Annotated in this window: 24 protein-coding genes; 9 read left to right on the forward strand and 15 right to left on the reverse strand. The window is 62.6% G+C overall.

Annotated features, from left to right (window positions below):
• Window positions 1–255: 255 nt before the first annotated feature.
• Both WKW77_RS25150 and WKW77_RS25155 read left to right on the forward strand, forming a co-directional pair.
• A complete protein-coding gene (locus WKW77_RS25150; protein WP_340359617.1) occupies window positions 256–1,383 on the forward strand; it encodes a sensor histidine kinase in 1,128 nt (375 codons plus the stop codon).
• 435 nt (window positions 1,384–1,818) lie between these two features.
• Entirely contained in the window at window positions 1,819–2,112 is a 294-nt protein-coding gene (locus WKW77_RS25155; RefSeq protein WP_340359618.1) for a hypothetical protein, read from the forward strand.
• 332 nt (window positions 2,113–2,444) lie between these two features.
• Here WKW77_RS25155 and WKW77_RS25160 read toward each other — a convergent pair whose 3' ends face one another.
• Window positions 2,445–3,644, reverse strand: coding sequence for an IS256 family transposase (locus WKW77_RS25160; protein ID WP_340359619.1), 1,200 nt, complete (start codon window positions 3,642–3,644; stop codon window positions 2,445–2,447).
• A gap of 282 nt (window positions 3,645–3,926) precedes the next feature.
• Between WKW77_RS25160 and WKW77_RS25165 the strand changes: the two genes are divergently transcribed.
• Window positions 3,927–4,946, forward strand: coding sequence for an IS110 family RNA-guided transposase (locus WKW77_RS25165; protein ID WP_340359620.1), 1,020 nt, complete (start codon window positions 3,927–3,929; stop codon window positions 4,944–4,946).
• A gap of 804 nt (window positions 4,947–5,750) precedes the next feature.
• Here WKW77_RS25165 and WKW77_RS25170 read toward each other — a convergent pair.
• Both WKW77_RS25170 and WKW77_RS25175 read right to left on the reverse strand, forming a co-directional pair.
• On the reverse strand, window positions 5,751–6,065 hold the full coding sequence (locus WKW77_RS25170; RefSeq protein WP_340359621.1) for a BON domain-containing protein: 315 nt from the start codon (window positions 6,063–6,065) through the stop codon (window positions 5,751–5,753).
• Window positions 6,066–6,264: 199 nt separating this feature from the next.
• Entirely contained in the window at window positions 6,265–6,951 is a 687-nt protein-coding gene (locus WKW77_RS25175; RefSeq protein WP_340359622.1) for a Crp/Fnr family transcriptional regulator, read from the reverse strand.
• A 238-nt stretch (window positions 6,952–7,189) separates the two neighbouring features.
• On the opposite strand from WKW77_RS25175, the gene WKW77_RS25180 reads away from it, so the two are divergent.
• From WKW77_RS25180 to WKW77_RS25195, 4 genes are all read left to right on the forward strand, one after another.
• On the forward strand, window positions 7,190–7,411 hold the full coding sequence (locus tag WKW77_RS25180; RefSeq protein WP_093169423.1) for a CsbD family protein: 222 nt from the start codon (window positions 7,190–7,192) through the stop codon (window positions 7,409–7,411).
• Window positions 7,412–7,492: 81 nt separating this feature from the next.
• The gene (locus WKW77_RS25185; RefSeq protein WP_340359623.1) at window positions 7,493–7,651 is read left to right on the forward strand and encodes a DUF3309 family protein; all 159 of its coding nucleotides are present in this window, start codon (window positions 7,493–7,495) and stop codon (window positions 7,649–7,651) included.
• A gap of 59 nt (window positions 7,652–7,710) precedes the next feature.
• Complete coding sequence (locus WKW77_RS25190; RefSeq protein WP_340359624.1) at window positions 7,711–8,262, forward strand: hypothetical protein; 552 nt, start codon at window positions 7,711–7,713, stop codon at window positions 8,260–8,262.
• A gap of 894 nt (window positions 8,263–9,156) precedes the next feature.
• Window positions 9,157–9,567, forward strand: a complete 411-nt coding sequence (locus WKW77_RS25195) for a helix-turn-helix domain-containing protein (protein ID WP_340359625.1) — start codon at window positions 9,157–9,159, stop codon at window positions 9,565–9,567.
• Window positions 9,568–10,121: 554 nt separating this feature from the next.
• On the opposite strand, the gene WKW77_RS25200 is transcribed toward WKW77_RS25195, so the two are convergent.
• The 7 genes from WKW77_RS25200 to WKW77_RS25230 form a co-directional block, all read right to left on the reverse strand.
• On the reverse strand, window positions 10,122–11,153 hold the full coding sequence (locus WKW77_RS25200) for an amidohydrolase family protein (RefSeq protein WP_340359626.1): 1,032 nt from the start codon (window positions 11,151–11,153) through the stop codon (window positions 10,122–10,124).
• Window positions 11,154–11,169: 16 nt separating this feature from the next.
• A complete protein-coding gene (locus tag WKW77_RS25205) occupies window positions 11,170–11,595 on the reverse strand; it encodes a cupin domain-containing protein (RefSeq protein ID WP_340359627.1) in 426 nt (141 codons plus the stop codon).
• Between the two features lie 3 nt (window positions 11,596–11,598).
• Window positions 11,599–12,600, reverse strand: a complete 1,002-nt coding sequence (locus WKW77_RS25210; protein WP_340359628.1) for an MBL fold metallo-hydrolase — start codon at window positions 12,598–12,600, stop codon at window positions 11,599–11,601.
• Between the two features lie 58 nt (window positions 12,601–12,658).
• Window positions 12,659–13,909: an MFS transporter gene (locus WKW77_RS25215; protein WP_340359629.1), complete on the reverse strand. Its 1,251-nt coding sequence runs from the start codon at window positions 13,907–13,909 to the stop codon at window positions 12,659–12,661.
• A 20-nt stretch (window positions 13,910–13,929) separates the two neighbouring features.
• Window positions 13,930–15,549 (reverse strand): bifunctional 3-(3-hydroxy-phenyl)propionate/3-hydroxycinnamic acid hydroxylase MhpA, encoded by a 1,620-nt coding sequence (gene mhpA / locus WKW77_RS25220; protein WP_340359630.1) that lies wholly within the window; start codon window positions 15,547–15,549, stop codon window positions 13,930–13,932.
• A 21-nt stretch (window positions 15,550–15,570) separates the two neighbouring features.
• Complete coding sequence (locus tag WKW77_RS25225) at window positions 15,571–16,530, reverse strand: VOC family protein (protein ID WP_340359631.1); 960 nt, start codon at window positions 16,528–16,530, stop codon at window positions 15,571–15,573.
• Between the two features lie 108 nt (window positions 16,531–16,638).
• Entirely contained in the window at window positions 16,639–17,478 is an 840-nt protein-coding gene (locus tag WKW77_RS25230) for a fumarylacetoacetate hydrolase family protein (RefSeq protein WP_340359632.1), read from the reverse strand.
• Between the two features lie 90 nt (window positions 17,479–17,568).
• Between WKW77_RS25230 and WKW77_RS25235 the strand changes: the two genes are divergently transcribed.
• Complete coding sequence (locus WKW77_RS25235) at window positions 17,569–18,360, forward strand: TetR/AcrR family transcriptional regulator (protein ID WP_340359633.1); 792 nt, start codon at window positions 17,569–17,571, stop codon at window positions 18,358–18,360.
• Window positions 18,361–19,049: 689 nt separating this feature from the next.
• On the opposite strand, the gene WKW77_RS25240 is transcribed toward WKW77_RS25235, so the two are convergent.
• From WKW77_RS25240 to WKW77_RS25260, 5 genes are all read right to left on the reverse strand, one after another.
• Window positions 19,050–19,706 (reverse strand): trimeric intracellular cation channel family protein, encoded by a 657-nt coding sequence (locus tag WKW77_RS25240; RefSeq protein WP_340359634.1) that lies wholly within the window; start codon window positions 19,704–19,706, stop codon window positions 19,050–19,052.
• On the reverse strand, window positions 19,703–20,968 hold the full coding sequence (locus WKW77_RS25245; RefSeq protein ID WP_340359635.1) for a M20 family metallopeptidase: 1,266 nt from the start codon (window positions 20,966–20,968) through the stop codon (window positions 19,703–19,705). The genes WKW77_RS25240 and WKW77_RS25245 overlap by 4 nt, the downstream gene beginning before the upstream one ends.
• A 148-nt stretch (window positions 20,969–21,116) precedes the next feature.
• Window positions 21,117–21,248, reverse strand: coding sequence for a hypothetical protein (locus tag WKW77_RS25250; protein WP_340359636.1), 132 nt, complete (start codon window positions 21,246–21,248; stop codon window positions 21,117–21,119).
• Between the two features lie 142 nt (window positions 21,249–21,390).
• Complete coding sequence (locus WKW77_RS25255) at window positions 21,391–21,546, reverse strand: hypothetical protein (protein WP_340359637.1); 156 nt, start codon at window positions 21,544–21,546, stop codon at window positions 21,391–21,393.
• Window positions 21,547–21,665: 119 nt separating this feature from the next.
• Window positions 21,666–22,058, reverse strand: a complete 393-nt coding sequence (locus tag WKW77_RS25260) for a hypothetical protein (protein WP_340359638.1) — start codon at window positions 22,056–22,058, stop codon at window positions 21,666–21,668.
• 531 nt (window positions 22,059–22,589) lie between these two features.
• On the opposite strand from WKW77_RS25260, the gene WKW77_RS25265 reads away from it, so the two are divergent.
• Window positions 22,590–23,558 (forward strand): tripartite tricarboxylate transporter substrate binding protein BugE, encoded by a 969-nt coding sequence (locus WKW77_RS25265; RefSeq protein ID WP_340359639.1) that lies wholly within the window; start codon window positions 22,590–22,592, stop codon window positions 23,556–23,558.
• The last annotated feature ends 456 nt before the right edge of the window (window positions 23,559–24,014 follow it).

Below are 24,014 nucleotides of genomic sequence, written 5' to 3' on the forward strand. Positions count from 1 at the left end.
ACAGAGGGCTCCAGGTGGCCAAACGTCGTATGAGGGCTACCGGAGGTACGTGAGGTGCGGCCAAGGCTACCGTTTTGGGCTCGATGAATCAGCGTCTGGAACTCATCCCCGCCACCAGATGTCTTATTCGTTGGGGAGTGTCTGTCGTTCACCCTGACGATGCTCGCTCCGCGATGTGTGCTCGGAGGGTGGGCGCTTTTCGGAAGCCCGAGCTCCGCGCTGAACGATTCGGCCAGGGCCCTGACGGAGGACCACATGCATCAATTTCTATTCAACAACCGAGAAGAGTTGATTGCACGCTGCAAGACGAAGGTCGCACAGCGACCCAGACGAGCCGCGACAGAAGCGCAATTGGCCAACGGAGTTCCACTGTTCCTGGACCAGTTGATGAGAACGCTCGAGGCCCAGGAAGACGGCAATGTTAGTGAGAGCTTCCGAATTTCCGGGGCCGCAGGCGGTGATGCAAGCGATTTGTCCGAGATGGGCCTGAGCGCCGCTGCACATGGCAAGCAACTGTCGGAGCTAGGATTTACAGTAGACCAGGTGGTGCATGACTACGGCGACCTTTGCCAAGCTATCACAGACCTCGCGGTCGAGCGCGATGCACCCTTCTCCGTCGATGAGTTCCGCACCTTGAACCGTTGCCTCGACAACGCCATTGCCGACGCGGTCACGGAGTTCAGCACCTGGCGGGACGCCAGCGTCGCACTTCAGCAGACCGCCGAGGAGAACGAGCGCCTGGGCGTACTGGTGCATGAGCTTCGGAACTACTTGCACACCGCAACGCTCGCATTCATGGCCCTGGAATCGGGAAGGGTTCCAATTGGCGGTGCAACCGGCGCCGTGTTGAAAAGGAGCCTGACTTCGTTGGCCGCCTTGCTCAACCTGTCGCTGTCCCAGGTCAGGGGCACAGCCGAAGCTCCGAAGGAGGCGGCCTTTTCGGTCGCCCTGTTCGTCGCGGAGGCCAGGAACGTCGCCTCGCTCGACGCGAGCGCCCGGGGCTGCACGCTCTCGGTCCTGGACGTCGATGCCGCGCTGGGCATTTCCGGCAATCGGGAACGGCTCCTGGCGGCGTTGGTGAACCTGCTGCAGAACGCCCTGAAGTTCACCCACGCCCATACCGAGGTCACACTGAGCGCCCATGCCGAAGCCGAATATGTCCTGGTCGACGTCAAGGACCATTGCGGGGGACTTCCTCCAGGAGCTACCGCACGCATCTTCCAGCCCTTCGTCCAAGTTGGCGAGAACAAGAGCGGGTTGGGACTCGGTCTTTCCATCGCGCGACGAAGCGTGGAGGCTGACGGAGGCGTATTGACCGTCCGGGACCTCCCGGGCACGGGCTGTGTCTTCACCATCAAGCTTCTGCTCAGGACGCTTCACTAGCAAGGGGGCATCCCTTGGCTACGGTCAGTTCCGTTCAATCTGGGACGTTTGACGCGTTGCTAGCGAAGTTCCGCATTTTGGGTGAGTGAGCCCAGCAGTCGAAGGTCCGTTCCTGGCTGCAACGTGCCTCTGCTGACCACGTTGTCCATGTGCCGTTCGCCCCCGGTCTTCAGATTCTCGAACGCGACGTCGCCACCTCGCCACCTCGGGAGACGGACACGCTCCATTCAGTCTCATGAGTAACGGCTACCGAGCCATGCTCGGTGTCTTCCGGTCGGTCGTCGAGCTCTCGCAGCAACGCCGCGAAATCAGATGACTGCTCCCCGGAGCTCATGCTGCCGTAGCGGTGGGTCAGGTGAAACACCATGGTCGACGGTGGTTAGGGACCTCTAGAGGTTGGTCGGGAAGGTGGACGACTTGCCGGATTCTGCCGGAATGTTGAAGGTCAGCAACTGGCCGAAATTTGACCGACAGGCCCACATCCAATTCCCATTTGCCTCAATGCCGTCACTGGCACCGAAGGGCAAACTGCCGGTCTCGCGCTCGCTTGCGCTCGCCTCTTATGCGGTCCTGCTCAAGGCCCGATGCAGGCTGTCGGGCCTGTGCATCAAGAGCGGCAATCACCGCATCGAGCTGGGCGCATTGCGCAACGGCGGTGTCCACGTTCAGAGCAACACGTCGCTCGTGGGCGTGCAATTCCTGGGTGACGACGCTGTTCTCTTGGATTGATGCCGCCCGAGCCACAGGGTCCATGCCGCCGGCGAGGTTGACGTCCGGTCGAACGGCAACGGTACTGGCCCGTGTTCCCGTGGGGCAGGCACCATCAGAGTCGCTCTGCCCGAAGGTGCCACGCACTTGGTGATGAGCTGAACTCGGGGATTCGCAGAAGGCTCCGGCACCGGCGTACCTGGCGGAGTTGAAGCGGGCACGACTGGTGCAAATGACGCACCCTGCTTCGCCCCGGATGGCCGCTGTCTTGGCAGGACAAGCCAACCCTGAGCGATCGCGTCCCATTCCGTGGTGTAGCTCCACAGCCCGGAGAAGGCTGAGATGCACGGTACTCAGCGTGCCACTGCGGACAGCCGAGTGGGCGCAGTATCGCTGAGGGTCTGCAGACCCTCAAGTTGCATGTAGCGCCGGTTGAGCGACCACTCATCGTTCTGCTCGAGCATCATGGCGCCGACCAGGCGCGTGATTGAGGCGTCATTGGGGAAGATGCCCACCACATTCGTGCGTCGCTTGATCTCCGCGTTCAGCCGCTCCAGAGGGTTCGTGCTGTAGATCTGCGTCCAGTGCGCTCGTGGGAAGGTCATGAAGGCCAGCACGTCGTTCTCCGCGTCGTCCATCAGCGAGCCGAGCTTTGGGAACTTGTCCCGGAGCTGATCGGCCACCGAGCGCCATTGCGCCCGCGCTGCATCGGCCGAGTCCTGCACGAACACCGTGCCGATGGCGGCCGAGACCATGCGCCGCTGGGTCTTGCCGGCGTGTGCGAGGGCATTACGCATGAAGTGCACTCGGCAACGCTGCCAGGTGGCCTTGAGGACCTTCGCAGCCGCCGCCTTGATGCCCTCATGGCTGTCGCTGATCACGAGCTTCACACCGCGCAGGCCTCGACGGTTCAGGCTGCGCAGGAACTCGGTCCAGAACGGCTCGGCCTCCGAAGCACCGACCTTCAACCCCAGGACCTCGCGCTGGCCGTCGGTGTTCACGCCCACGGCCACTATCACCGCCACGCTCACGATACGCCCAGCCTCGCGCGTCTTCACGTAGGTGGCGTCAACCCAGAGGTAGGGCCAGTCGCCCTCGATCTGGCGCCCCAAGAAAGCGTTGACTCGCTCGTCGAGCTCCCCGCACAACCGGCTGACCTGGCTCTTGGAGACGCCGCTCATGCCGAGCGACTTGACCAGATCGTCCACCGAGCGGGTAGAGATGCCTTGCACATAGGCTTCCTGGATGACGGCGGTGAGCGCCTTCTCGGCTGTGCGCCGAGGCTCCAGGAATTCGGGGAAGTAGCTGCCCTGGCGCAGCTTGGGGATCTTCAGCTCGACGCTGCCGGCTCGGGTGTCCCAGGTGCGCTCGCGGTAGCCGTTTCGGCTGTTGAGGCGTTCAGACGGATTCTTCTCGTCGTAGGCGGCGCCGCAGCGGCCCTCGACATCGAGTTCCATCAGGCGTTGTGCCATGAATTGCACCATCTGGCGCAGGACATCGACATCGGCTCCCTTCTCGGCGAGCTCGGCTAATGCCATAGTGGCGGTGGTCATTGTGATTTCCTTTACGGACAGGTTTGGTGGGTCGCACCTCAAACCTTATCCGGACTTCACGATGACCACCCCGAAGAGAGCGGCCGCTGCACGGCAAGCCGCTTCGGGCTACGCCCTACGCGCCTTGCCGTGCAGCGAGTGAAAGAATGATATGAACGTCCCCCTCCTCGACGAGTGAGGCCGCAGTGAGGAATCAGGGTTGGATCCTCACGGGCCGACGGCATCAAAGTGCCCAAGGTGGAAGATCATGGAGATCTTCCTAGGCAAACCGGAGGATCCATCATGAAGCTTACGCCAGTTGGAGTGGATATTGCAAAGAGCGTCATCCAGGTTCATTGGATTGACAGCGAAACCGGTGAGATCACCAACAAGGCCATCAGACGCAATAAATTCCTCGAGTACTTCGCCAACCGCACGCCTTGCCTGATTGGCATGGAGGCCTGCGGCGGATCACAGCACTGGGGGCGTTGCCTGATCGCCATGGGTCACGAGGTGAAGTTAATGCCGGCGAAATTCGTCAAGGCCTTCAACATCGGTAACAAGAATGATGCTGCCGATGCGAGAGCAATCTGGCTTGCTGTGCAGCAGCCAGGCAAGGCTGTGGCGATCAAGTCCGAAGCGCAGCAGGCGGTCTTGGCACTGCACCGTATGCGTCAGCAGCTGTTGAAGTTTCGCACGATGCAGATCAACGGCTTGCGTGGTCTGATGGCCGAGTACGGCGAAGTCATGGGCAGGCGCCGGGAGGTGCTGGACAAGGCAATCGCGGACGTGCTGGCAAGGCTGGCAGATCGCCTTCCGGCAATGTTGATCGATACCCTTCGCGAGCAGTGGATGCGGCTAACGTCGATCGACGAGCAGATCGCTCTCATCGAGCACCGTCTGCGGGAATGGATGAAGCAAGATCGATCCAGCAAGGCGATTGCCGAGATCCCGGGTGTCGGGCTACTCACAGCCACGGCCGCCGTGGCGACAATGGGCGACGCCAAGTCGTTCCGGTCCGGGCGCGAGTTCGCGGCTTGGTTGGGCCTTGTGCCCGCACAGACAGGTTCGGGCGGTAAGGTCCGCCTCAAGGGCATCAGCAAGAGGGGTGATACGTATTTGAGAACATTGCTCGTGCATGGCGCGCGCAGTGTGGTGCTGCATGTGAGGGAGCCTGGAGCATGGGCCGCGCAACTGCTCAAGCGTCGCCCGAAGAACGTCGTCATCGTGGCAATGGCCAACAAGTTGGCCAGGATGATTTGGGCGGTATTGGCGCATGACCAGCAATACCGGAACGGGGATGGCAATGCATCGGCAATCTGAGCGACCTTAGCCAGGCCTTCCTAGCAAGACGTTGATCGGTACAACCCGTCCCAAGGTTGCGCAGGCGTTTCGAGAAGTGATGACACCACAGGTAAGACCGGAACTCGTCAAACCTGAGTAAGTCGTGGAGGCCCAGACCTCGACGAAAGAATGAGGCGCGAGTCAGCGGATTTCATATGGGCCCGTGGCTGTACCTAGCCACACTACAGGCCGGATGTAGAGCTGCAACCCATCCTGAGCGTCACCACGAACGAGAGCTTGCACAAGGGGGACGTTCATGTAGAAGACTTACACCACTTGCCGGGACATCAACCCCTGAGCCAACGCAAACGCCACGAGCGCCGCCGCGAGGCCAAAGAACAGAGTTCGGTTCGAGGACCTCGCAGGACGCAGTCCACGCTCCCACGCGGACATTGGCTCGCGGCGTTCGGTCAGCGCCGAGTCGTAGCGGTCATTCAAAGGCATGGCCACCGAATGTCAGCAATGGCTGCGCAGGCACCGAAATCGGCCTTGCAACGGCAAGCCTCATTTCGTGACGTATTGCGCACTCAAACCACCTTGCGTCCATAGCGAACACGGCAGCGTGCGTGGCCGACGATTTGGAAACCGAACGGCCGGCACGAACGTCAGGTTCTGGGCCGACTGTAGCCGGTTGCGGCCGTCGGAGCTTCGGGCCCAAAAGAGACCTTGGGTGCGCCCCAAAGCAGTCCCTCACGTCCCTAACCCAATAGGGTTCTGTGCCGGTCGCCACCACCTAACAAAGAGAGGAGGCGGCCTCACCCACAGAAGTCGCGCTTGCGCATCTCAAGGTCGCACGATGATGTCGTTCTTGACCGCTTTCACACCATTCACGCTCCGAGCAACGCTTTCCGCCGTGGATTTCTCCGTGGCGTTCTTGGCGAAGCCCGAAAGCATGACCGTGCCGTTCAGCGTCTCGACCGAAATGCTGGATGCGTCAACCGCCTTGTTCTCGACAAACTTGGCCTTGACCGTCGTTGTGATGCCCGCATCGCTCATGTAAGCGCCCGTGGATTCCTGCCCCCGGGTAACTGCACAGCCCGACGCTGCGAGCAGCGCCGCGGCTGTGATGGCGGCAGCGATGGTGTGACGAATGAACATCTCTTGTCTCCTGCGAAGTTTGACAATGACTCGCTCGTGATCGGGAATTCCCCATAAGGTGAGGAAGATCTCATGCCAAGACATTGAAACCCGGCCGCCACCGGTTCTGTTGATTCAGATCAAGAGAAATCCGATGAACCTCCGTCGCGACGAATTCTCGCTTCGGATCGGACAAGCCGTGAGACTCCTCTTGATCGTCTCAATGTGCGCCCAGCAATCGTTCGTACTCTTTCTTGACCACGCGGTAGCACTCGCACGCTCGGTGCTCAAGACCGGCACGGTCGAGCACCCGGACACGGCCTCGTGAGCGCGAGATCAAGCCGGCCTTCTGCAAGTTCTGCTCTGTTTCGCAGACACTCTCGCGGCGAACACCGAGCATGTCTGCCATCAAATCCTGCGTGACTGCGAGTTCACTGGCCTGAATGCTGTCCATGTTGACTAGAAGCCACCGGCAAAGCTGCTGGTCTACGGAATGAAAGCGGTTGCATACCGCGATTTGCTCAATCTGCGACATCAGGGCCTGCGCATAGCGCAGCAGAAGATACCTTGTCTCAGCGCTCTCGTCGAACTCGGCTTTCACGACGCGGGCGGGAATTCGTATGAACTGGCCTGGACATTGCACGACCGCTCGGCTGGGCGTGGACCCGCCGCCCATGAACGATGAGATGCCAACGACACCCTCGTTGCCAACGATTGCGACTTCGGCGAGTTCGCCGTCTCTTGTGCCGTACATCAGCGCAACAATCGCGCTGATCGGAAAGTACACACTGTCCACGGTGCTGCCCGGCTCGCACAGCACCACGCCAGCCTGCATCTCCACCCTATCGGACAACGGCGCCCAACGATTCCGGACCGTCTCCGGCAGCGCGGCGAGGAGGTGATTCATCCTTGGAGTCCATCCGTCCAACAGCGACATCTCTGGTTGAGGCTTCAGACCAAGGAGGGGCTTGGTCTCAACCGGATGAAAGGTTGTACGGCTGCCTCAATGGCGCTCGTTTGATCCACGTCAAACGATGGATCCCCTTGTGTTCGGTAACGCACAGATGGCGCTCCGGCTTCGTCCTAGGCTGGTGCTGGTGGGCATTGCGATCGCTCATTTTGAAATCACAGCCAAGGAGAACCACATGAACTGGGACCGAATTCAGGGCAATTGGAAGCAGGTAACCGGCAAGGCAAAGACGCAATGGGGCAAGCTGACCGATGACGACTTGGACGTCATCTCCGGCCAGCGGGACCAACTGGCCGGGAAGATTCAGGAGCGGTACGGTATCGCGAAAGAGGAAGCCGAAAAGCAGCTCGACGAATGGCAAAGCAAGGCAACTGATTCGTGGTTCACAAAGAGCTAGTGAAGACCAAGTCAATGCAATGGATCCGGCAGAGCTCAACGCTTGGAAGCCGAATTCATAGACTCGAACCGGGAGAACCTCATGACTTTAGGCACCATTCTGCTGATTGTTCTGATCCTTTTGCTGATCGGCGTCATTCCGAGTTGGCCCCACAGCAGAAGTTGGGGCTACGCGCCCAGCGGCGTGCTCGGTTTTGTGGTGCTCGTCGTGATCGTGCTCTTGCTCCTTGGACGGATTTAGGGAGGCGTTGCGGGAGTGCGCCATTTCGCAGTTCGACGTTTTGATTTTGAGAGGGTGTCATGACCAGGATTTCCATGTTCCACGCCGTGCTTGCAGCCGGCATCATGCTTGTGATTCCAATGGCGAGCGCCGCCACCATGAGCAAGGCCGACTATCAGGAAGCCAAGACCCGCATCAGCGCCGATTTCAAGACCGACAAGGCAGCGTGTGCTCCGTTGGCGGCCAATGCCAAGGACATCTGCATCGAACAGGCCAAGGCAAAGGAAAAGGTCGCGCGCGCCGAACTGGAATTCGGCTACACGGGCAAGAAGACCGACCACAACAAGGTACTTGTCGCCAAGGCCGAATCAGCTTTTGCCGTCGCCAAGGAAAAGTGCGATGACCGGGCCGGCAACGCCAAGGATGTGTGCATCAAGGAGGCGAAGGCGGTTGAAATCAAGGCCTTGGCCGACGCGAAACTAGGCAAGGAAATCGGTGGAGCCCGAAAGGACGCCGCAGATGAAAAGCGCGATGCCGACTACAAGGTGGCGGTGGAAAAATGTGACGCTATGGCGGGCGACGCCAAGGGCAATTGCATAGCTGCTGCGAAGCAACGGTTCGGCAAGAACTGAAGTGACGCAGCGCAAGAGACCAATGACCAGCCGCGAACTCCGGGTGGTCGTCAAGGAGTTTGGGCCGAGCGAATTCTCGTGGACGCTGGTAAGTAAGCAGAGCAGTGGCTGCCTTGAATGTGTCGTCGCGTCATCAAGTCGATTCCCGGACTACGACGGGGCACTTGATGCGGGCTTCGTAGCGCTTCGGGCGTTCTGCTCTTATTTGCTCACCTCGAAGGCTTAGACAAGCTGACCGTGAATGCCATGGACTATTTTGGCCGGACCTCGCCGGCGTGCAGACGACGCACCGATGCCCCCGGCATTTCGACTTCGTCGAAACGGGGGCTGGTGAGGGAGGAGCCTATGCATCGATTCATCTCCAACCATCGGGTCGAACTCCTTGAACGGTGCAAGGCCAATTTCGCTCGGCGGCCCAGGCGAGCCAGTACGACCGCGCAGCTCGCCAACGGCATTCCGATTTTTCTGGACCAGTTGACGAGATCACTTCAAGCGCAGGAGAGCGGTGAAGTCGACGAGAGCTTCAGGGCACGCGGTGATGGGCACGCGTCTGCCTTGCCCGCTGTGATGTTCCATTCGCATTGATTTCCCAGGGCACGTCTGCCCTCCTTGCCGTGTGATCAGGATCCTCGGACACTCGCCGTCGCGATTTATTGTCCAAACGCCAAAAATGCGCAGGCGCTCATTCCAGACCAGACCAGCGACTGCTTGACCCCTCGGCGAACTGCCTGTCGGGGCTGGCATGGCCCTAAATCCATTCAGCTTCGCAATCGATTTGCCCTTGCGCATCCGCAGCCTGCCTCATTCGCAAATGGTACTTAAAGTCAGCGTACTCATCAACCGGCGACTTATGGTCCGTGGTGTTTTTCTGCCCACCGTTGGAACATCCCGCCCATGAGCGCCGCGCCCCCGACGGAAAACGAATCAACCGCCCTATATCTGGCGCAACTCGGCGCGGCGGTTCGCCAAGAGCGCAAGGCGCTTGGGTTTTCGCAGGAAGGCTTTGCGGACCGCGTCAAAATGGACCGCAGCTACATGGGAGGCGTCGAGCGCGGCGAGCGCAACCTGTCCTTCTCCAACATCATGCGCATCCTCGAAGGTCTGAACATGGAGCCGGGTGCCTTTTTCTCGGCCCACCTGCACCTGCGCAGAATGGAGCCCCAAAAGCACGCGCGGAAAAAGGACGCCGCGCCCGCTGCGAAGAAATCGGTTCGCGCGAAACCATCGACGGACAAACCGCTCAGCAAAAAAGACAGACTGATTGGCAACGCGCGGTCCGGTCGCGCATTGCAGGGTGCTCTCTGAAGAACGATCGACGCGGACTGGCGGGATGCGTGGCTTGGTGCGCGCCCCGCGACGCGCGCCGATCCTTGCGCTCGAACGCTTGCCGTGCTGTGAGACGGATTCGCGCGCAGATCTCCTTGCCGAGAGGGGCCCGCCCGCGAAGCGCCCACCCGGTCCGGCCCTCGGCCGGTCGGGTCGGAGCCGGTAAGCGCCAGTTATCGCCCGAAGTGCGGTGCGCCGGGGCCCGTCGGGATGGGCCTAACGCGGCCCGCCAGCCGCCAGGCGAGTCGCCAATCCAGGCTGAGGCCCATCCGCGTACGAAACTGAAATCTTCGCTGAGTCAAATCACTGAAAAGTAGCTTGATCCAGTGACCCACTTCCCAATGGAGCCACTGAAATCTTCGCTGAGTTCCTACACGTGTTGTCGTGTGTCGTGTTGTTTGTAGGAATGCTGCAAGTCTTGGAATTGCGTCATGCTTCATGACTGGATCGGCCCAGGGCAGCAATGCTCGGAGCGAGCCGAGGAAATATCCTCAGCGCGTTTCTCTTCGCCATCTCTTCGTGCTCAAGGTCACTCAGGCCGCGGAGTCTCCTGAATCCTTCGACATTGGCATCAATGCCAGCGGCGGGTGTGAACGGAAGTCACTGCCGAACATCACATGGCTCAACGACGTCAGGCGCCGAAGGCGCTCGATTGCGCTGTCGCCCGCCGAGCCCGCAAGGTCATAGTAAAGCGATGCCAGCACCCGCTTGACTTCCTCGGCACCACCCGCCGGCCGCTGCTTGATGAATGGCAGAGTCGAAAAGCCGGCGATTCGCTCCGCAACCGCCGCCAAAGCGCCGCCGGCATGTGGAACGATCATGCGAATGTCCGGATAGCGCGTCAGCGTGCCGGCGAACACCAGGTCCGTGACCGTGCGAGCGGTGTCCATCGGGAACTCGAGAATCGGCGCCGGCCTTCCGAGGCCCACCGCTTCTAGGCATGGCGGCGATGTGGGATGCAGGAAGAGCGTTGCGCGCCGCCGATTCAGCTCTGCGAACAACGGGTCCAGCCGCGCGTCGCCCAGATAGATGCCATGGATGTTCGTCTCCACGACGACGCCATCGAGATGCAGCACGTCCAGCGCATGGCCGATCTCTTCGAGCGACGCCTGCACATCGGGCAAAGGCAAGGTCGCGAAAGCGCCAAAGCGGTTGGGTTTGCGCTGCACGAGTTCGGCGGCAAAGACATTCACCTCCCTCGCAAGCAGGCGGCGCGCGCGCGAATCCTTCAGGAAGCCGACGGTCGGCGAAGAGACGGACAGCATCGAAGTCTCGATGTTGTGCCGGTCCATGTGCGACAGCGCCATTTCCTCGGACCACCGCGGGACGGGGAACCCGCCGTCGAGCGTGACGAGTCCGGCTTCCTGCAAGGCACGCGCGTAGACCGGGGGCAAGTAGTGGGAATGCACGTCGATCAGTCCGCAGTTGCAGCGGCCGACCGCCGCAAGGTTGCGTTCGTCGCCGGATGCCAGTTCCGTCGCACAGCCCGCGGCCGCCAGCGCGAGCGTGGACGTCAGGGTTCCCAACGCGGCGCGCCGCGACGGATTGGTTGGCTTGAGCGTCATGATGCTCGGCTTCGCTTCATGCCCAAGGCGTTGGCTCAGGAACCGAGCAAGGTCCCTCCACCTCGATGCTGCCGAAATCCGCCGGTCCCACGACTTCGAGGTATTCCATGTCGGGTGAGTAGTCGAACAGGAAGTGCCGAATGCCGGGCGCTTGATGCACGCAGTCGCCAGCCTCCACCAGCGTATTGCGATCCTCGTACATGAAACGGGCCCATCCTTTGAGCATGTAGACGATGTGAAACCTTGCCTCATGCACGTGCCAACCGGTGCCCTTCCCGGGCGCCTCGTTGGCGCGCACGAGCTGCGCGATCACCCGGCCGCCGGTGGCCTCTTCGACTCCGAGATCGCGGTAGGTGAAGAAGTCCCGCAAGCCGCCAGAAACGAACGGCGTATCCGCGGGCTTGACATGGGAGAAGATCGTTTCGAGCGCAAGTTTGCTCATGATTCAGAAGCGCTCATCGACGTTCACTTTTTCCTTGCGAGCATTGAACACCTCGACGGTGTCACCGATCTCGAAGCGCATCAAGTCCTCACCCAAGGCGAGAGGGCCGTCATAGGTCTTGCGCGTGCGCGCGAGCACCTCGGTGGGCGGCACGTCCAACGGTGCATTCGCCTTGAGCACGATGATGTGTGTGAAGGCCGCCAGCTTGGGTCGAGCCATCGAGAAGATGCGCCCCGCCTCCTCCGGCGACGTGTGATGCGCGGTGATCTCCTTGAAGCGGGGGTAGGCCTTCAGGAGTTCGGGGTCGATGTCGGCCACCTCGTGGATCAGCAGGTCCGCGCCCTTCGCCTGCGCCGCGATGCGCTCGTCATAGGTGGTGTCGCTTGAAATCACGACCTTCTTGCCGTCGTACTCCACCGCGTAGCCGAAGTTGGGTTCGATCAGGTCGCCGTGATGCGTGGGAAACGCGGTCACCTTGACGCCGCTGCGCTCGTAGACCACGCCGGGGCCGATGTCGTGTGCGTTGAACGCGATGCCGCTGGGCGGCAGCTTCTCATCGGCGATCCGGGTGCGGATGTCCTCCGCGAATGCCGCGGTCAGGTTCCTCGTCATCGCCTCGGTGCCCTTTGGACCGTAGATCTCCATCGGCATGGTGCGAGATGCGAAGGGTGTCGGCAGCCAGCCGGTCAGCCACAGGTCGGGCAGGCCCACGAGATGGTCGGAGTGAAAGTGGGTGATGAAACCGGCGGTGACGTCGCGAAACGGAATGCCAAGCTGCGCGAGGCGAATGGTCACCCCGCGGCCGAGGTCGAAGACGAGCTTGTCCTTGCCGGCTTCCACCAGGATGGATTGGCTGAACCGGACGTTGCTCGGAACCGGACTGCCGGTGCCCAGCAGCGTCACGTTCAGGGGAGCCGCCTGGGCCGATGTGGTGATCGCTCCGCAGGCGATGATGGCCGCGCATGCGGTGCGCCGCAGCGCGGCGGGGAAAAGGGTGCCGAACATGGAGTCTCCGGTGTGGTGATGAATGATCGAGGAGGAGGTTGCTGCCTGGAGTCGCTGCTCAGCGCCTCTTGAGCGGCGCGGTTTCCTTCAGCAGCAGCGCGACGACGAGGCCGACGACGAGCGCGATTGCCGCCAGATGAAGGATGTATTGAATGCCGTAGTGCTGCGCGACGTAGCCCGCGATCACCGGCGCGATGCCGCCGCCGAAGATCTCTCCGGTGCCGATGACGACGCCCGAAGCGGTCGACATCAGCTTGGCGGGCACCGACTCCGCGCTGATGGGTCCGACGGTGAGACAAATCATGCTGAAGACGAAGAACAAGGTCGCGGCCAGGCTGAAGAAGAGCCGCGCCGGCTCCGCGCCCGCCTGCATGAGGAAGTAGAGGCCGACGCCCGCACCGAGAACCGACACGATCATCACCGGCTTGCGCCCGAGGCGGTCGGAGACGGCCGGCATCACCAATGTGCCCAGCGTGCCGCCGAAGCCGATTGCAGACAGCACGTAGCCCATCTGTTCCAGCGTCAGGTGCAGATAGTCGATCAGATAACTGGGCAGCAAGGCGCTCAGGACCACCAGATTCGTGAGCCAGCAGAGCATGCCGATCATGTTGAGCGGAATGTTGCGATACCTGAAGACGTCGCTCCATTTGTGATCCGACGCATCGCGGGTGGCCGTGTGCGCGGCGGCCACTTGCGGGTCAGGGTTGCGCAGGCCGCGATAAAGCAGGTAGGCGACGAGCAGGCCGGGCAGCGAAACCATCGCAAAGATCCAGTGCCATTCGACGACCTTGAGCAACTGAGTGACGAGGATCGGCGCAATGCCGAGGCCGAACAAAGGCAGCGCCGCCTGCTGGATGCCCACGTTCAGCCCCTGCCGGCTGGGCTTCGACGCATCGATGGTCGCGACGATGCTCGCCGGTGTGTAGGCGCCTTCGGCCAGACCCATGAGTGCCCGGATGATCAGCAGGCTGCCCACGCCCGTCGCCAGGCCACTCAGCCCCGCGAGCAGCGAGAACACGACGATGGCCGGGATGATCACCCTGCGGTGGCCGATACGGTCCGACAGGTTGCCCATGAACAGTGCTGCCACGCCCCAGGCTATCGCGAGGATGCCGGTGATATGGCCGAGGTCCTGGTAGTTGAGGTTCAGCTCTTTCGAGATGACCGGAAACAGCGGCAGGATCATGAAGCGGTCGATGCCGACCAGTCCGAATCCCAGGCACAGCAGGGTCACGGTTTTCCATTCGTAGCCCGCATCCTTGCGGCGCGTGAAGGTCGCGCCGGGCGCATTCGCGATGTAGGAGTTCATGGGATGTCCTTCTGTTGCGATCAGGCGGTCACGAAATGCGCGGCGGATTCGAAGCTCACGCCGTGGCGTTCGAGGTCGGCCGCCAGGTCGTCGACAAGTTCGTTGAGATCACCGCTACCGGCTACCGCGCCATACAGGTAGAAGTCGGGTCGAACGATCATCGAATCGATGCCGTGTTCCTGCATGAAGGGAATGAACTTGTCGTCCACGTCGATCAGCGCTGCGGCCGGCGTCTTCTCGCCCTGCGCTGCAATGACGACGTGCTTCGCATCGAGCGCCTCGAGGAATTCCTTCTGCCGGGCGCCGAGCTGCGTTGTAGAGGCGCCGTTGCGTAACACCAGCACGAAGCCCAGGCCCACGACATCGTCGAACCTGCCGGTCCGCTGGCCGGCCCGAACCGCGCCGTGCGGGCTGAGCAGTCCGGCCGGCGCCTGGACTTCGCCGGTCTCGTCTCGGCGCAGGATGCCGTCGGTCAGGCGGGGGAACGCAGGCGGTGGCGGCGCCTTGCCGCTGAAGAAAGCCTCATCGCGTTCGGCGGCCTTGGCGGCATCGGGAATGCAGATGATCTTGCCGAGGTACATCGACAGGTCGATCACATCGCTGACGTGCGGCCGACGCTCGGGCTGATAGGTGTCGAGCAGGCTGTCGCTCGCCTTGCCATCGAGCACGAGGTTCAGTTTCCAGGCCAGGTTCCAGTCGTCGCGCAACCCCGCGCACATGCCCTGCCCCATGAATGGAGGCATCACGTGGGCGGCATCGCCGGCGATCAGCATGCGACCCTTGCGCCACGTGTCGGCCAGCAGCGAGCGAAAGGTGTAGACCTTGTGTCGCACGATGACCGCCTGGTCGCGCCGGACCCAGGGCGAGAGCAGTTCCCAGGCCACATGCTCGTGCTCCAGGTCTTCGCGGCTTTCATGCGGCAGCCGCATGAACTCCCACCGGCGGTAGTAGCGACCGTCCTTGATGCCGGCAGGCACGATGGTCGTAGGCCGCGCCGGATTGCAGTACTGGGCGGCCGGCGGAATGTCGAGCGTGACGCCCTCGTTCGGCAGCACGTCGATCACGAGCCAGTCGGCCTCGAACCCACGGTCTTCCTGGGTCGATCCGATTGCCTGCCGCACGAGGCTGTTGGCACCGTCCGCGCCGATCAGGTACTTTGCACGCACCGTGCGGCGTTCGTCGGTCTCGAAGTCCCGCACCACCAGTTCGACGTAGTCGGCCGTCTGCGTGGCCTCGACGGCTTCCCATCCGAGGTTCACTTCGACGTTGGCGCAAGCCTGCACCTGCTCCTCGAACATCTTCTCGAGCGTCGGCTGATGCACGAAGTTGACTTCCGGGCCGCCCGAGATGGATTCGGACTTCCAGTCGATGGCCAACAGCTCTTTCCACTCGGCGTTGAACCAGCGGTACATCGGCCCCTCATGGCTCACTGCGGGCAGGTCCTTGCTCATGCCGAGCGCCGACAGCACGCGATACAACTCGTGATCGATGCACACCGCGCGCGGCAAGGGGTAGCGTTCGCGCCAGCGTTCGAACACGGCCACCTTGCGGCCTTGGCGCGCCAATGCCAGGGCCATGACTTCGCTGACCGGGCCATAGCCGATCTGGACGACGTCGTAGAAAGGGATCGGGTTGCTCATGGGTGTCTCCTGAAGGAAGGTTCAGTGATTGCCGGATGGAGCCGGCAGCTCGTGGTTCGCAATGAAATCGGCGGGGAGTTCGGGCCCCCACACATAGAGGGAGTCCTCGCCCGGGTGATCGGCCGCGGGCCATGCGTTGCCCGCCTCCACGAAGTCGATGTCGTAGGAGTACTCCGCGTAGCTGCCCCAGGGGTCTCGCACGTAGCGGAAGTAGTTGGAGCCCAGCACGTGGCGCCCCATGCCCCAGCCCTGCGCATAGCCGGCCTCGGCCATCTGCTGCGCCCCTTGCCCGACCGCGTCGATGGAGGGCACGCACCAGCTGCTGTGATGAAGACCGCCCCCGTTTGACTTGGCCAGCGCGATCAGGTGGTGGTCGCTGCCGTGCGGGGTGTGCAGGAAGGCGATGACCGAGCCCGACTTGTCCGACAGGCGCAGGCCAAGCACGTCTTCGTAGAAGCTGCGTGCCTGATCCACGTCGGCGCTGAAGAGAAGGATGTGCGAGAGATACAACGGCCGCGTGGCCTGCGCCTTGCTGCGGCTCGGCGCGCGGCCTTGGTTGTCGCAGGCAGGCACGAACTCGCGCGGCGCAGGCTGCGAAGGAGAGCACTTCCGGGCCACCTTGAGTTGCAACGCCAGGCCGTCGGGCCCTTCGATCCAGAAGCCCTCGGGATCTGCCTCGGCGGGCGGCGCGATGCGAGCGATGTCCCGCTCGGCCAGACGCTGTGCGAAGCGCTGCGCGTCGGCTTCATGAATCCCCAGACTCATCCAGAGAAGTCGCTTGCTCGTGCCGGCAACGATCCGCGCCCAGCGGTGCGGATGGCCGTGGGTGTAGAGCGCAAGCGCTTCGCCTTCGTCTCGCACGTCCAGGCCGAAGCTGGTGTAGAAGTGCCGCGCTTCTTCGAGCGCAGGCACGCTGAAGACGAATTCGTCCACCGAGTGCACGGCGAGCACGCCGGAGCGCGTGGGGATTGCAGCAGTCATCTCTTGTCTCCATGGTTCGGGCAAAGCTGCGCCCGCACCGTGCCTGGGGCACGGCGTTGTCTTGTCACGAATTGGTAGAAAGTTGGGCAGGGGCGAGCCCATGCCCGCTCAGATCACCCGTTGTCGCTGCATGCCGAGCGGGCCCGCGCTCAGGGTCATGACGTCCCCACGCTTGAGGAATTGCGGCAGCGGCTTGATGCCGAGGCCCACGCCTTCGGGCGTGCCGGTGATCACCACGTCGCCGGGCAGCAGCGTCATGAACTGGCTCAGGTAGGACACGATCTCGGCGACCGGGAAGATCATGTCGGCCGTGTTGCTCCTCTGCTTCGTCTCGCCGTTGACCGCGAGCTCCAGCGGGATACCTTGCGGATCGGGCAGTTCGTCGGCGGTCACCAGCCACGGGCCGATCGGCCCGAAGCCGTCGAAGCTCTTGCCCTTGCCCCACTGACCGTTGCGCTTGATCTGCCAGTCGCGCTCCGACACGTCGTTGGCGAGGCAGTAGCCGGCCACGTGCTTCAGCGCATCGGCCACGGCCACCTTGCGCGCCTGCGTGCCGATGACGAAGCCCAGTTCGATCTCCCAATCGGTGGCCTCGGAACCGGCCGGCATCTCGATGTCATCGTCCGGCCCCGCGAGCGAGGTGAGCGCCTTGGTGAAGACCACCGGCTCTTTCGGAATCTCGAGCCCCGACTCGGCCGCGTGCTTGCGGTAGTTCAGGCCGATGGCAACGAACTGGCGAACGCCCGCTACCGGTGCGCCCAGACGCGTGCCCTTGGGCACGAGCGGCAGGCGCGTCAGGTCGATGGCCTTCAGGGCTTCCAGCTTGGTGGGGGCCATCCACTCGGGCGTGAAGTCGGGAATCAGGAGAGAAAGGTCGCGCGCCTGGCCAGCGGCGTCCAGCGCTCCGGGCTTTTCTGCTCCAACGGGACCGTGACGTAGCAGCTTCATGGTGATGTCTTCCTTGGTTGATTTAGACTGTTTGTCTAGAACGAACTTTATCCGTTGTGACGTTTTCGTCAACATGACACTAGAGCCAAAATGATAGGGATTTCCCTAGGCACCGACACTGCTTTTTCGGCAAGGAGCGCTGGTGTACGCTCGACGCCAATGGCACAAGCAGCAACTGAATCCAAGGTCGAGGACCACCGTGTGAGGGTCGGCGCTCAGCGCCGTGAAAAGACGCGTTTACGGCTGCTCGAAAGTGCACTGGTGGTCTTCACCGACAAGGGGCCGGATGTGGCCGTCATCGATGATTTCATCGCCGCGGCGGGCGTTTCGCGGGGCACCTTCTACAACCACTTCCGGACCACCAACGAGCTGTTGCTCGCTTTGGCAACGGCCATGAGCGACGAGGTCCTGGAGATCGTGGACCCGCTGGTGCTTCACCTCGATGATCCTGTCGAGCGCTTTGCGTGCGGCACGCGGCTCTACATGCAGATGGCGCTGCGCTACCCAGTCTGGGGAAGTTTCATCACGCGGGTCGGCACGCGAATCGCTACTCGCGGCCAGCTCATCGACGTCTACCTGACGCGCGACCTCGAACTGGCAATGAAGCAAAAGCGGCTGAGCGTCGACAGCGTGATCGTGGCACGCGACATCGTGCTCGGCGCGATCTTCTACGGGATCGAGACGATGCTGACCGAGCCCACCCGAGCCAACCACGCAGAGCAGATCCTGCGCAGCGTTTTGATCGGTTTCGGCATCTCGCCGAAGGAAGCGGAACGCATTGCGTTCATGTCCCTCGAGATTCCAGGCGCGGTGGAAGGGCCGATCTTTTCCGGGCTCAAGGCCATCAGCGCTCCCCGATCGAGAAAGCGACTCGGCACCTGACCATTGTTTGCACTGTCGAACCTGTGGATGGCGCGGCGGCGCCTGATGGAGGCCGAGGCATGAGTGCGTCTGCGAAGCCCGATTCGGGCTTGCAAGGCCGCCAACACGGCGGCGCTGCCCAGCAAAACGATGCCGAGCCTGCTCGAATGAGCAGAGCGGATGCATCGTCATCGTCGGGTTCATTCAATCGCGTCCGCAGATCACGTTCTGCAGACCATCCCTAGGGAGCTCGCCGCTGAAGAGCCACTTGCACCTCGGGTGCAACTTCCACAATGCGCGCGAGAAATCAGCTGCTTGCCGATCGACGGTGTCCGGCGTCAGGCGGCTCTGGCTTTGCCCTTGGCCGAGCGCCCGGAGACCTTCTGGCCGACCGCAGCGATCGGCTGCACGAGTGCTGCTCGTGCCGATGCATGCGCAGTCTTCTCGTCGATCAACTGCCGATCGGCGGCCTCAAGTCTTCAAGTCTGGCCTCCAGACCTTGGCGAAGCGCCTCCGCCCTCGAAAGCTCCTCGCCCTTCCCCTGCAACTCCTTTCGCAGCTCCCGCTCCACGCCCCGCGCCTCCTGCAACGCAGTGCCCAGGGACGCCCGCTCCGCAGCCGATGCATCCTCCAACTCGCACGCCGCTTCTTCTCCTTGGCCATCTCCGCCTCGAGCGCCTTGACGCCTTGCCGCGCGCGCATCTCGCACCTCAGTCGTCACCCCTTCCTGAAGACCGAGGCAGGTTCCACTTGTAGCGCAGCGATAGGTAGCGCAGCAGGAAGCACGACATCAGCGCCACCCAAGTCCGTCCGCTCGACACCCATCCGAGGCGCTCGCCAGCCACTTCGATGATCGCGCCGACCAGCGCGGCCGATGCATAGATCTCGCGCCGGAGGATCACTGGCACGCGATTGAGGAGGACGTCGCGCGCGACACCGCCGCCCACGGCGGTGACGACGCCCAGGAGCACCGCCACCTCGGCGTTGTGATCGAAGATCATGGCCTTCTGTGCGCCGGTGACTGCAAACAGCCCCAACCCAAGTGAATCGAACAGGGTTACCGGGTGCGCAAGTCGCGCAACCAGCGGGCCCGCGGCGATCGTCATCCATGCCGCAGCCATTGAAACGGCGAGGTAGCGCCAATCGGTCAGCCCGGCCGGCGGCACAGCGCCGATGCACAGGTCGCGCACCATGCCCCCGCCGCAGGCGACAGCGAAGGCGATGACCATGACACCGAACCAGTCGAGGCCCCGATCCCTGGCCGCGACCGCACCGCTGATTGCAAAGGCGAACGTACCGGCCAGATCGAGAACCGTGAACAGGCGATGGTCATTCAGGCCGGCAAGGGCGAGCTCGTGGACGTTCATGCTGCGGGACACAGCCACGCGCCGGCGGCAGTCAGCAGGGCCTGCAGGCCGGTCTCGAGCGTCGGGTGAATCTGAGGCGCGAACTTCGGCGAGTGGTTGCTCGGGATCTTGTTGACGGTCCTTTCCTGCCTGGCCTTCGCGTACGCCTCCGGATTGGTGCCGCCGACAAACCAGAACACATAAGGCACGCCCCAGGTGCGGCCGAAGATGCTGAAGTCCTCGCTGGCCGACGCGGGGCTGGGCGCCAGCGAGGCGTTGTCGCCAAACTGGCGGCCGAAGGCCTCTGCCACCTTTTGTGTCGCGATCAGGTCGTTCTCGGTCAGCGGATAGGTGTTGATGGTGGTGAACTCGGGCGGACGTTCGGCGCCGGACGCGTCGCACTCCGCGCAGCAGATGCGGCGGATCGACTTGAGCATGTACTCGCGCGTGTCCTCGCTGAAGGTGCGCATGTTCAGCTTGATGGTGGCGTCGTCGGGGATGATGTTTTCCTTGGTGCCGGCTTGAAGCGAACCGATGGTGAGAACCGCCGGCTCGGTCGGCGCGATCTCGCGTGAGACGATGGTCTGCAGGCGCAGCGTGGTCGCGGCGGCCATGATCACCGGATCGATCGATGTCTGCGGCTGCGAACCGTGCGAGCCGCGCCCGAACAACCTGATCTTGAGGCTGTCTCCCGCCGACAGCGTGACGCCAGGGCGATAGCTCACCGTGCCGGCCGCGCCGACCATCACGTGCTGGCCCAGGATGATGTCGGGTTTCGGGAAGCGGCCATCGCCCCAATCTCGCACCATGGTGGTCGCGCCCTCGGCCGTTTCCTCGCCCGGCTGGAACACGATCATCAACGTGCCGCTCCATGCGGCGCGGTTCGTTGCCAGGACGCGGGCGGCCCCGACCATCCACGTCACGTGAATGTCGTGGCCGCACGAGTGCGCGACCCCGACCTCGATGCCGTCCGGGTCGCGTGCCGTCACGGTGCTCGCGTACGGCAGCCCGGTGTTCTCGACCATCGGCAGTGCATCCATGTCGGCACGCAGCATCACGGTCGGGCCGGCGCCGTTCTTCATCAAGCAAACCACGCCGGTCACGCCCACGTTGCGCGTCACCTCGTAGCCAAGACCCTCCACCGCGTCGGCGACGATCTTCGCGGTGCGGACTTCCTGCATGGACAACTCGGGGTGCCGATGAAGGTCTTTGTAGAGCTCTTCAAGTTCGGCCATCAGGGGGGCGGGTTCGGCGGTACCAAGGGCTTGAACGAGCGCATTCATGACGACTCCAGAGGTGACAGACGAACAGGCTGGAAGCCGGGAAGCGGACGTGGACGTCCGCGCTCGGCACGGAGCTTGGAGATTCAGGTCTGCACCTTCGTTCCCTTGGGCACCGTCAGCATGATCGAGACGATGGCCACTACGACCATCAATACATTGAAGCCCAGCGCAACGATTGCCGCCTCGCGCACAGCGAGGTTGCCCTGACGCCCATGATGATCCCGAACAGCAGCCGATCGTTTCCCTTGTAGGGCATCGCGGGTTCGACGGTGGCATCCATGTCGTTCTAAATCGCGCCTGAATGCGACCTAGCCAATCTTGACGACTGCATCACTTGGAAAGCGATATCAATCGGCGATGTCTTGGAGTTTCCTGATGCTGGTCATACCGCCGTGGCCCTGACCTTCTACTGACCGCATACCTCATGCATGGTGCGGTGGCACCGCCAAGACCCGCGCAATGAACTCGTGGAGATCCGAGATGTAGTTGAGCAGGAACTCGGCCGTGCCTTCGTCGGGCACCTCGCCGCCTTCGGTGATAAGGCCCGCGGATGAATTGGATGTAGGCCACCGGCGCATTCATTCTGGGGCGCGTTGCAGAGGCCGAGCACACCACGAAGGCGTTGCTGGGCCGCCGCTCAGCAGCATTCGCCCATCCCGCATCCGTTCCGCGCTCCGCGCGGCGCCTGAGCGCCTTCTCAGGTCTTCGCCGACTTCTTCGGCGCTCTACTCGCGGCCTGCAGGGCCGCCGCCTGCGCGGCGTGCTTCTCGGCACGCGAGGGCCTGTGGGCCTTGCCAGCCGTGGCCTTCTTGGCCTCCTTGGGCTCCTTATTTCCCCAGGGCTTCTCCTTGGCTTGCGGGTGGTGGGTCCTCACCAGCTTGTCGACGGCCTTCGCCCTCGGCTGCTGCGCCTGCGTTTGGCGCTTCGCACGTTCCTCCTTGAGCAGGCGGCGCTCCTCGGCCAGCACCTGTTCAACTTCTGACGGCTCATGGTCCGCACCCAGCGAGTGGACGCGGTCCATCGTTGCCTTGTGAAGCATGGCGCCGTTCTTCGCGATGCGGCGGGTCAGCGATGCGATGCGAATGGGCATGTTTCGCTCCTCGTGGTGGGCGGAAGACCAATGTAGGCCAGTCAGCCGCGTCGTGCCAATCGATTTGTATGGTTTTGCCCCTGCAACAGAGAATTTTTGCCGCCGGAGAAGGGACTGTCGCCAATACCCGCTTCTGGCCGCATCCTGCCACATGCGGCATATCGCCAGGGGCCCGTTGCGGTCCTCGTGCCCCGCGAAGAGCAGTCGTTCGGCCATGGTGTCGTTGGCCGCATCGCTTGCCGACACACCGGCGTGACCCACCTCATCGATCGGACGGGAGCACTGGCCAAATGCCTATTGCCGCGCGATCGCGAACGCGATGGGGCACGTTAGTGTGAAGCGACGAATGCGGCACTCCTCCGGTGCGGGAGCCGTACGGTCCGGATCGCACTGGAGACGGAGGTTGACCGCTATGTCGTCTATACCTACCTGGTGGTGAGCGACGTACCGAGCTTGCTTACCTAAGCAAACCTTAAAATCGACACCTTGCCACCAGCATCAAATCGATGACAACAACACAAGGAGACTAGCATGTTCCGTCGCAGTGCTTCGACCCTCGGCGCGCTGGCCCTTTGCGCCACCGCCGCCCACGCGCAGTCCGTCTATCCCAATAAGCCCATTCACCTGCTCGTGCCTTTTGCGCCGGGTGGCACCACCGACCTGATCGCGCGCATCGTGGCCGGGCCGCTGGGCCGAGAGCTGGGCCAACCCATAGTGGTGGATAACAAGGGCGGTGGCGGCGGCAGCATCGGTGCGGCCGAGACGGCGCGCGCAGCGCCCGACGGCTACAACCTCGGTGTGGCCACCGTGTCCACTACGGCAACCAATCCAGCGATCAACCCAAAGATCCCGTACAACGTCGCCACGGACTTCACGCCCATCATCAATATCGCGGCCACGCCCAACGTGATCGCAGCCAACACCAAGCTCCCCTTCCACGACTACAAGGGCTTCCTCGCCGCTGTGAAGAGCGAGCCCGGCAAATACACCTATGCCACGCCCGGCACGGGCAGCATCACGCACCTGATGATGGAGATGTTCAAGCTCTCCACCCACACCGAAATCGTGCACGTGCCCTACCGCGGCTCGGGCCCCGCGCTCAACGATGCCGTAGCCGGCCAGGTGCCGTTGATCTTCGACAACCTGCCCTCGTCCTTGCCCTTCATCAAGGACAAGCGCCTCATCGCCCTGGTCGTGGCCGCGCCGAACCGCTTGCCCACTTTGCCGGACGTGCCCACCTTCAAGGAGGTGGGCCTGGAAGAAGTGAACCGCATGGCCTACTACGGCCTCGTGGGCCCCAAGGGCCTACCCAAGGACATCGTTGACAAGATCAACGCCGCAACGCGCAAGGTACTGCAGGACCCCGCCATCCGCAAGCGCATCGAGGAGACGGATTCCATCATCATGGCCGACACGCCCGAGGCTTTCGCCAAGCAGATGCAGGAAGAGCTCGCGGTCTACAAGAACGTGGTAGTCAAGCAGAAGCTCACTCTGGACTGATGCGCAGCGCCGCTAGGGACGCGCGTTTGCATTTGCGTGGTGCCCGAGCCTGGTAGGCGGGGACAAGGGCCGCGGCAGAGCGCCCGTCCAGCAACCTCCGCAGTCGGGAGGAGCGTCGAAGGGCCGCTTTCGAGCATGACTCGGAACGACTGGTTGTAGCCGGTCGATCCCCGCGATGATGGCCGGCAGCCCGTTGACGATCGTCTGCTCGATCTTCACACCCAGAATGGGCTCGAGTGTCTCGACGACGCCAGTGAGTTCCGGGTCCACGATGAGCACCCGCGCCTCGCTGTGCGCTGCGCGCGCCTCATGTCTTGTAGATCTTTTGTTGCGTGTGGCCGACTAAGTAGGCAGTTTCGTAAATACGGCCACGTATATTCTTGATAAGTTTGGCCGTGTATGGCATCTTGATGCATTCCTTCGACTGGGGGTTGCGTATGCCAAGAAAGAGTCCGT

The organism is Variovorax ureilyticus, assembly GCF_037889935.1.
Lineage (GTDB): Bacteria > Pseudomonadota > Gammaproteobacteria > Burkholderiales > Burkholderiaceae_C > Variovorax > Variovorax ureilyticus.

What these genes read in the sequence shown, in the direction of transcription:
- WKW77_RS25175 (WP_340359622.1), bottom strand. Translation starts at nt 6,951, where the DNA reads ATGAATCACCTCCTCGCCGCGCTGCCGGAGACGGTCCGGAATCGTTGG.
- WKW77_RS25155 (WP_340359618.1), top strand. Translation starts at nt 1,819, where the DNA reads ATGTTGAAGGTCAGCAACTGGCCGAAATTTGACCGACAGGCCCACATC.
- WKW77_RS25230 (WP_340359632.1), bottom strand. Translation starts at nt 17,478, where the DNA reads ATGAAGCTGCTACGTCACGGTCCCGTTGGAGCAGAAAAGCCCGGAGCG.
- WKW77_RS25240 (WP_340359634.1), bottom strand. Translation starts at nt 19,706, where the DNA reads ATGAACGTCCACGAGCTCGCCCTTGCCGGCCTGAATGACCATCGCCTG.
- WKW77_RS25185 (WP_340359623.1), top strand. Translation starts at nt 7,493, where the DNA reads ATGACTTTAGGCACCATTCTGCTGATTGTTCTGATCCTTTTGCTGATC.
- WKW77_RS25235 (WP_340359633.1), top strand. Translation starts at nt 17,569, where the DNA reads ATGATAGGGATTTCCCTAGGCACCGACACTGCTTTTTCGGCAAGGAGC.
- WKW77_RS25180 (WP_093169423.1), top strand. Translation starts at nt 7,190, where the DNA reads ATGAACTGGGACCGAATTCAGGGCAATTGGAAGCAGGTAACCGGCAAG.
- WKW77_RS25165 (WP_340359620.1), top strand. Translation starts at nt 3,927, where the DNA reads ATGAAGCTTACGCCAGTTGGAGTGGATATTGCAAAGAGCGTCATCCAG.
- WKW77_RS25255 (WP_340359637.1), bottom strand. Translation starts at nt 21,546, where the DNA reads ATGCGCCGGTGGCCTACATCCAATTCATCCGCGGGCCTTATCACCGAA.
- WKW77_RS25205 (WP_340359627.1), bottom strand. Translation starts at nt 11,595, where the DNA reads ATGAGCAAACTTGCGCTCGAAACGATCTTCTCCCATGTCAAGCCCGCG.
- mhpA (WP_340359630.1), bottom strand. Translation starts at nt 15,549, where the DNA reads ATGAGCAACCCGATCCCTTTCTACGACGTCGTCCAGATCGGCTATGGC.
- WKW77_RS25265 (WP_340359639.1), top strand. Translation starts at nt 22,590, where the DNA reads ATGTTCCGTCGCAGTGCTTCGACCCTCGGCGCGCTGGCCCTTTGCGCC.
- WKW77_RS25225 (WP_340359631.1), bottom strand. Translation starts at nt 16,530, where the DNA reads ATGACTGCTGCAATCCCCACGCGCTCCGGCGTGCTCGCCGTGCACTCG.
- WKW77_RS25170 (WP_340359621.1), bottom strand. Translation starts at nt 6,065, where the DNA reads ATGTTCATTCGTCACACCATCGCTGCCGCCATCACAGCCGCGGCGCTG.
- WKW77_RS25250 (WP_340359636.1), bottom strand. Translation starts at nt 21,248, where the DNA reads ATGGATGCCACCGTCGAACCCGCGATGCCCTACAAGGGAAACGATCGG.
- WKW77_RS25150 (WP_340359617.1), top strand. Translation starts at nt 256, where the DNA reads ATGCATCAATTTCTATTCAACAACCGAGAAGAGTTGATTGCACGCTGC.
- WKW77_RS25190 (WP_340359624.1), top strand. Translation starts at nt 7,711, where the DNA reads ATGACCAGGATTTCCATGTTCCACGCCGTGCTTGCAGCCGGCATCATG.
- WKW77_RS25215 (WP_340359629.1), bottom strand. Translation starts at nt 13,909, where the DNA reads ATGAACTCCTACATCGCGAATGCGCCCGGCGCGACCTTCACGCGCCGC.
- WKW77_RS25245 (WP_340359635.1), bottom strand. Translation starts at nt 20,968, where the DNA reads ATGAATGCGCTCGTTCAAGCCCTTGGTACCGCCGAACCCGCCCCCCTG.
- WKW77_RS25160 (WP_340359619.1), bottom strand. Translation starts at nt 3,644, where the DNA reads ATGACCACCGCCACTATGGCATTAGCCGAGCTCGCCGAGAAGGGAGCC.
- WKW77_RS25210 (WP_340359628.1), bottom strand. Translation starts at nt 12,600, where the DNA reads ATGTTCGGCACCCTTTTCCCCGCCGCGCTGCGGCGCACCGCATGCGCG.
- WKW77_RS25260 (WP_340359638.1), bottom strand. Translation starts at nt 22,058, where the DNA reads ATGCCCATTCGCATCGCATCGCTGACCCGCCGCATCGCGAAGAACGGC.
- WKW77_RS25200 (WP_340359626.1), bottom strand. Translation starts at nt 11,153, where the DNA reads ATGACGCTCAAGCCAACCAATCCGTCGCGGCGCGCCGCGTTGGGAACC.
- WKW77_RS25195 (WP_340359625.1), top strand. Translation starts at nt 9,157, where the DNA reads ATGAGCGCCGCGCCCCCGACGGAAAACGAATCAACCGCCCTATATCTG.